The organism is Caballeronia sp. (genome assembly GCF_049581465.1).
Lineage (GTDB): Bacteria > Pseudomonadota > Gammaproteobacteria > Burkholderiales > Burkholderiaceae > Caballeronia.
The window spans coordinates 1-6,481 of record NZ_JBAUSA010000911.1 but is presented as its reverse complement, the minus strand read 5'-3'; the positions used below and the strand labels follow the sequence as shown (position 1 = coordinate 6,481).

General features: G+C 60.4%; 6 protein-coding genes. 4 read left to right on the top strand and 2 right to left on the bottom strand.

Annotation, left to right across the window (positions count from 1 at the left end):
- Positions 1–102: 102 nt before the first annotated feature.
- Positions 103–657 carry a TetR/AcrR family transcriptional regulator gene (locus tag WCA53_RS22350; RefSeq protein WP_423915654.1) on the top strand — a complete coding sequence of 185 codons (555 nt, stop codon included), beginning with the start codon at positions 103–105 and terminating at the stop codon, positions 655–657.
- Positions 658–719: 62 nt separating this feature from the next.
- On the opposite strand, the gene WCA53_RS22345 is transcribed toward WCA53_RS22350, so the two are convergent.
- Entirely contained in the window at positions 720–1,832 is a 1,113-nt protein-coding gene (locus WCA53_RS22345; RefSeq protein WP_423915651.1) for an NADH:flavin oxidoreductase/NADH oxidase, read from the bottom strand.
- Between the two features lie 278 nt (positions 1,833–2,110).
- Here WCA53_RS22345 and WCA53_RS22340 point away from each other — a divergent pair, with 278 nt between their 5' ends.
- The 3 genes from WCA53_RS22340 to WCA53_RS22330 are packed head-to-tail and all read left to right on the top strand — an operon-like array spanning position 2,111 to position 6,079.
- The gene (locus WCA53_RS22340) at positions 2,111–2,566 is read left to right on the top strand and encodes a (2Fe-2S)-binding protein (RefSeq protein ID WP_423915648.1); all 456 of its coding nucleotides are present in this window, start codon (positions 2,111–2,113) and stop codon (positions 2,564–2,566) included.
- Between the two features lies 1 nt (position 2,567).
- Positions 2,568–4,802, top strand: a complete 2,235-nt coding sequence (locus tag WCA53_RS22335; protein WP_423915646.1) for a molybdopterin cofactor-binding domain-containing protein — start codon at positions 2,568–2,570, stop codon at positions 4,800–4,802.
- 11 nt (positions 4,803–4,813) lie between these two features.
- Positions 4,814–6,079, top strand: a complete 1,266-nt coding sequence (locus WCA53_RS22330; protein WP_423915644.1) for a c-type cytochrome — start codon at positions 4,814–4,816, stop codon at positions 6,077–6,079.
- Between the two features lie 61 nt (positions 6,080–6,140).
- On the opposite strand, the gene WCA53_RS22325 is transcribed toward WCA53_RS22330, so the two are convergent.
- Positions 6,141–6,481: peptide-methionine (S)-S-oxide reductase (locus WCA53_RS22325; RefSeq protein ID WP_423915642.1), on the bottom strand; the 341-nt coding region annotated here is incomplete at its 5' end.

The following is a 6,481-nucleotide window of genomic DNA, read 5'->3' as shown; positions in this document are numbered from 1 at the left end:
GTGTTTTCCTGTAGCATGCACGCGTCGCGTAGTCTGACAACCTGACTCGCGGTTTCAGCAGATAATATTGAACCCAACGGTTCAATCGACGGTACTGGCGAAATGGGACGACCTAGAAAATTCAGCCGTGACGGCGTGCTCGAGAAGAGTATTCCCGTCTTTTGGGAACATGGCTTCGCCGACACCAGCTTGCAGGATCTCGAACTTGCCACAGGCGTGAACAAGTCAGGCCTGTATGCGGAATTCGCAAGCAAGGAAGACTTGTTCCTCGCGAGTCTTCGCCACTACCTGGAACATCGTGAGGGCGGCGAGTTGCTCTCGGCCACGTCTCTTGGCTGGCACAACGTCGAAGCTTTCCTCAGGCTGTGCATGAGCGGCTCGCACGGCAGGAAGGGTTGCTTTGCTGTGAACTCAATTCGTGAATTCGCGGTGCTTCCGGCAGAAGCGCAGGTCATCGTGAGCGAAAGCCGGGCGAAAATCCGGCGCTTCCTGATCAGGAACATCGAGGCGGAGAAACCGGCAACGGATGCCGCCGCAATCGCCGACCTGGTGACGGTTTTTTTTACCGGCATTTGCACCGAGCAAAACCTCAAAGGCAGCAAGGAGTCATTCTCGCGCAAGGTCGACAACTTCATGCTTGCCATACAAGCGCTTTAACGCAAAGACCGGCAACAGGGTGGCGGCTTGAACAAGTCCCGCACAAGTCCCGCATACACGTATCACCGCGCGCCGAACACGACATCGCCGAACAGCTTGGCGTGCTCGCGCGGCGGCGCGCGCCAGTATTGCCGCGGAGCGTCGACAGTCGCGCCTAGCGTCGCGGCCGCGTGCCAGCCCCAACGCGGATCGTAGAGCATGCCTCGCGCAAGCGCGACATAATCGGCCTTGCCGCTAGCGATAATCTCTTCGGCCTGATGCGGCTCGGTGATCAGGCCAACCGAGATCGTGTTGAGTCCCGTCGCTGCCTTGATCGACGCGGCGAACGGCGCCTGATAGCCGGGTCCGAGGACGATTTTTTGCAGCGGAGAAACTCCGCCCGACGACACGTCGATCCAGTCGAGATCGCGCTCCTTCAGCGCCTTCGCAAACGCGATGGTTTGCTCCACATCCCAGCCCCCCTCCACCCAATCGGTCGCAGAGACCTTCATACCGACTGGCGTGTGCGCGGGAATCGCGGCCCGCACGGCATCGAATACTTCAAGCGGATAGCGCATGCGATTTTCCAGCGAACCGCCATATTCGTCAGTCCGATGATTCGAAATAGGCGAGAGAAACTGATGCAGCAAATAGCCGTGTGCGCCATGCAACTCGATGGCATCCACGCCAATGCGGTCGGCCCGTTTCGCCGTTTCCACGAAAGCGCGCTTGATGCGCTCGAGGCCGGCTGCATCGAGTGCACGCGGCAACGCTTCACCTTCCTTTTGCGACACGGCGGACGGCGCATCGGTGACCCATCCCCCCTCGGACACGGGAATCTGCTGGCCGCCGTCCCAAGGTACGTGGCTCGACGCCTTGCGCCCCGCGTGGGCCAACTGGATCGCCACGGGAATTCTTGAATGCAGCCGGATAGCGTCCACCACCTGCTTGAGCGCATGTTCGGTTGCGTCGTCGTATAGGCCCAGGTCGCCGGGTGTAATGCGCCCCCCTGCTTCCACGGCCGTTGCCTCGATGAACAACATGCCCGCGCCCGATAGCGCCAGGCCGCCGAGATGAATCAGGTGCCATGAATCCGCCTTGCCGTCCTGCGCACAGTATTGGCACATGGGCGACACGACAATGCGGTTTGGAAGGGTAACGCTGCGCAGCGTTGAAGGAGTAAAGAGAGCGCTCATGTCGATCCTCTCGTAGATGAATCTAGCATCACAGTGTATTCGGCGAATCAACAAGCTTTGTCTAGCCAGAGTAAATTGACATGTGCGCCGGGCCGAAGAATTACAAGAATAGTGCTAAAGCCTGGAACTAAGCTAGCAAGCAGAACCGTGATCTGACGCGCACTAGGATCTGACCCGCGCGGCGCATGGCGAGCGACACTGCAAGAAAATTTAAATTCTTGTATAAGAAGCTTGCGCACAAACACATAAAAATTCGCCAACGCCCTCAGGAGCTGCAGATGACCACCCTCGACATAAACGGCCAGTCTCATACCGTCGATGCCCCACCCGACATGCCGCTTCTCTGGGTTTTGCGCGATCTGGTCGGACTGACCGGAACCAAGTTTGGTTGTGGCATCGCCCAATGTGGCGCCTGTACTGTGCATCTGGATGGCCAGGCCGTGCGTTCCTGCGTCCTCCCGATTGCAGCCGTGGGAAATCGCAAAGTCACGACGATCGAAGCCGTCAGCACGACGCCTGCGGGCAAGAAAGTGCAGGACGCGTGGCTTGCGCTCGATGTCGTGCAATGCGGGTACTGTCAGTCAGGCCAGGTCATGTCGGCGGCATCGTTGATTGCTTCGAACTCCAATCCATCCGATGCCGACATAGACGCGGCCATGGCCGGCAACATCTGCCGCTGCGGCACCTACAACCGCATCCGCGCCGCGATCAAGCACGCTGCGAAGGAGGCGTGACATGTCGCGAGGACTACTCGTTGCACAAAACCGTCGCGCGCCACGCGGCGTGAACCGGCGTTCGTTCCTGAAGCTCACTGTCTCGATAGGCGCTGCGGCCGGCGGCGGCCTGATGCTTGGTTTCAGCCTGCCCGCGGCGAGCCAGGGCGATGCGCCCAAGGGCAAATCGGTGATCGGCGGCGACGGCGACGAAGCGCCGCAAAGCGGTGTATTCGAGCCTGATGCGTTCGTTCAAATCGATTCGACGGGCAAGGTGACGCTCATTATTCCGAAGGTCGAGATGGGCCAGGGCGTCTATACGTCGATCCCCATGCTGATCGCCGAAGAACTGGAAGTGCCGCTTGACACCGTCGTGATCGCGCACGCGCCGCCTAACGAAAAGCTCTTCTCGGACCCGCTGCTCGGCGGCCAGCTCACGGGTGGTTCCACATCGATCCGCTATGCATGGGAGCCCATGCGCCGGGCCGGCGCGACCGCGCGCGTGCTGCTGATTTCCGCTGCCGCGCAACAATGGCAAGTTGACCCGTCGACATGCCACGCCGAGAGCGGCGAAGTCGTGCACGCGGCAAGCAGCCGGCGGATCGGTTACGGACAATTGGCGGATGCCGCCGCAAAACTGCCCGCGCCGCAGAACGTGACCTTGAAAGAGCCTAAGGATTTCAAGCTGATCGGCACGACAGTCAAGCGTCTCGACTCACCGGAGAAGGTCGACGGCACCGCAATGTTCGGCCTCGATGTGCGGCTGCCGGATATGGTTTATGCGGCGATTGTGAATAGTCCGGTGTTCGGTGGCACGCTTGTTAGTGTCGACGATACCAATGCGAAGAAGATTCCCGGCGTACGCCAGGTGATCAAGATCGACAACGGCGTGGCCGTGATCGGCGATCACACGTGGGCGGCGAAACGCGGTGCGGCCGCACTCGATATCAAGTGGAACGAGGGGCGCAGTGCCTCGTACTCCACGGCTAAGGTCGTTCAGGAACTGGCGAACGCATCGAAGCAAAACGGTGCGGTCGCACGTAAGGACGGCGACGTGACCAAGGGCTTTGCCGATGCCAAGACGCGCGTCGACGCGGTGTACCAGCAACCGTTCCTGGCCCACGCCACGATGGAGCCGGTCAACTGCACGGTGTACGTGCGTGCGGATGCTTGCGATATCTGGGTAGGCACCCAGGTGCCCACGCGTGCTGTCGACGCTGGCGTAAGAATCACTGGCCTTCCCGCCGACAAGATCACGGTGCACAACCATTTGCTCGGTGGCGGCTTTGGCCGGCGGCTGGAAACTGATTTCATCGCCCAGGCGCTTAAAGTCGGCAAGCAACTGAATACGCCCGTGAAAGTCGTCTGGACGCGCGAGGAAGACGTCCAGCACGACATGTATCGCCCCTACTACTACGACACGATCGCAGCCGGTCTCGACGCAAACGGGAAGCCGATTGCATGGCAACACCGGATCGTGGGTTCGTCGATCCTGGCGCGCTTCGCACCGCCCGCATTCAAGAATGGACTTGATCCCGACGCCGTGGAAGTCGCGTCAGATCTCCCCTACGACTTGCCGAACCAGTTGATCGACTATGTACGCCAGGAGCCGATGGACATCCCCACCGCATTCTGGCGCGGTGTCGGTCCGACCCGCAGCACCTTCGTGGTGGAAAGTTTTATCGATGAACTCGCGGCTCAGGCCAAGACCGATCCGGTCAAGTACCGGCGTGACCTGCTCGATAAAACCCCGCGGGCGAAGAACGTCCTCGATGTCGCGACGCAGGCCGCAGGCTGGGGCAACACGTTGCCCAAGGGTCAGGGACGCGGCGTGTCGGTCATGCACGCGTTCGGCAGCTTCCTCAGCATGGTGGTCGACGTCACGGTGAATGGCGATGGCGAAGTCGCTGTCAATCGCGTGGTCTGCGCGGTGGATTGCGGCATGGTGGTGAACCCGAACACCATCGAGGCGCAGATTCAGGGCGGCGTTATTTTCGCGATCACGGCAGCGCTTTATAGCGAGATCACGATCAAGGACGGGCGCGTGGAGCAGTCCAACTTCACCGATTACCGCATTCTGCGGATCGACCAGACACCTACTATCGACGTGCATATCATCAGGAGTGCAGAGGCGCCGGGGGGTATCGGCGAGCCGGGTACGGCGGCGCTCGCGCCCGCGCTCACTAATGCGATTTACGCCGCTACCGGCAAACGCCTTCGGCAGTTGCCCGTCGGCCGTCAATTGCTTAGCGCATGAGGGCCGACACCATGATTGCAAAATCAATCGCGATCCTTGCGTTCGTCATGCCCTTGCTGGCTCATGCCGACGATCCACAAGTCGCCCGTGGCGCGTACCTCGCCAAAGCCGGCGATTGCGTTGCGTGTCACTCCGCGCCCAAAGGCAAGCCGTTTGCCGGCGGCCTGCCGATGACGACCCCCATGGGCAAGATCTATACGACCAACATTACGCCCGACCCCGACACAGGGATTGGCGGTTGGACCGAGGAAGACTTCGACCGCGCGTTGCGTCGAGGGGTATCGAAGGATGGACACAATCTCTATCCGGCCATGCCTTACCCGTCCTACGCCAAGGTTCGCGACGACGACGTGGCGGCGCTTTACGCGTACTTCATGAAGGGCGTCGCACCGGTGCATCAAGCCAATCGCCCTTCGGATATTCCGTTTCCGCTGAACATGCGCTGGCCGCTGACGTTCTGGAACATGGTGTTCCTCGACAAAACCGTGTATCGCGACAAGGACGGCAAGGATGTCGCGTGGAATCGAGGCGCTTACCTGGCTCAAGGTCTTGGGCACTGCGGTTCGTGCCATACGCCGCGCGGAGTCGCGTTCCAGGAGAAGGCGCTCGATGAGAGCGGGAGCGCATACCTCACGGGCGCAGCGCTCGACGGCTGGTTCGCCGCGAACCTGACGGGCGAACAGAATGTCGGGCTCGGCCGCTGGTCGGATGCTGAACTGACGTCGTTCCTCAAGACCGGAGCCAACGCGCATGCGTCCGCATTCGGATCGATGACGGACGTGATCAACCACAGCACGCAGGGCATGAACGACCAGGATGTGGCTGCCATGACGGCGTATTTGAAGTCGTTACCGGCCGCGGGTGGTACGAACGCACCGGCCTACGCCTACGATCCAAAGGCGAGCGTGGCGCTGCTCGCGCATCCGGCTACCGACGCCGGGGCCAGGGTCTACACGGCCTATTGCATGCATTGCCATGGCGTCGACGGCCGGGCGTTCGCTCCGCTGCTGGCGCCGCTAGCCGGAAATCCAAACGTGCTGGAGAAGGACGCGTCGTCGCTGATCAACGTCACGCTGAACGGCACGCACGATCTCGTGATACAGGGCATTCCGGCCGCATATCCCATGCCGAAATACGAGCAGGTGCTTAACGACCAGCAGATCGCCGACGTACTGACCTTCATTCGCGCCGGATGGAACAACGGCGCGCCGGCGGTTTCCCCAGCCGAAGTGGCAAAGATGCGCAAGAGCACGCAAGCGTCGCAATCCTCACCATAAGCGTCTGCATCAATGCGACGAAAGCGCGGCGAACTCAAGGTTCTCCGCGCTTTTTTTGTGGCTACTGTGACGCCACGTTTAGCAGCACGGGTTTGTCGAGATACACACTCGGAAACAAGCGCTTTAGATTATTCACCTTTGGAATATCGTTGATCGCGATGTACGGCTGATCCGGATGCAGCGTCAGGTAATTCTGGTGATAGTTCTCGGCCGGGTAAAAGCCCGTGAGCATGTCGGTCTTCGTCACGATAGGCGCAGGAAACACGTGTGCCTTGTTCAATTGCGCGATGTAACTCTCAGCAACCTGCTTTTGCATGTCATTGGCCGGAAAAATCGCCGAGCGATATTGCGTCCCGCTGTCCGGTCCTTGACGGTTCAATTCGGTCGGATCATGGGCGACCG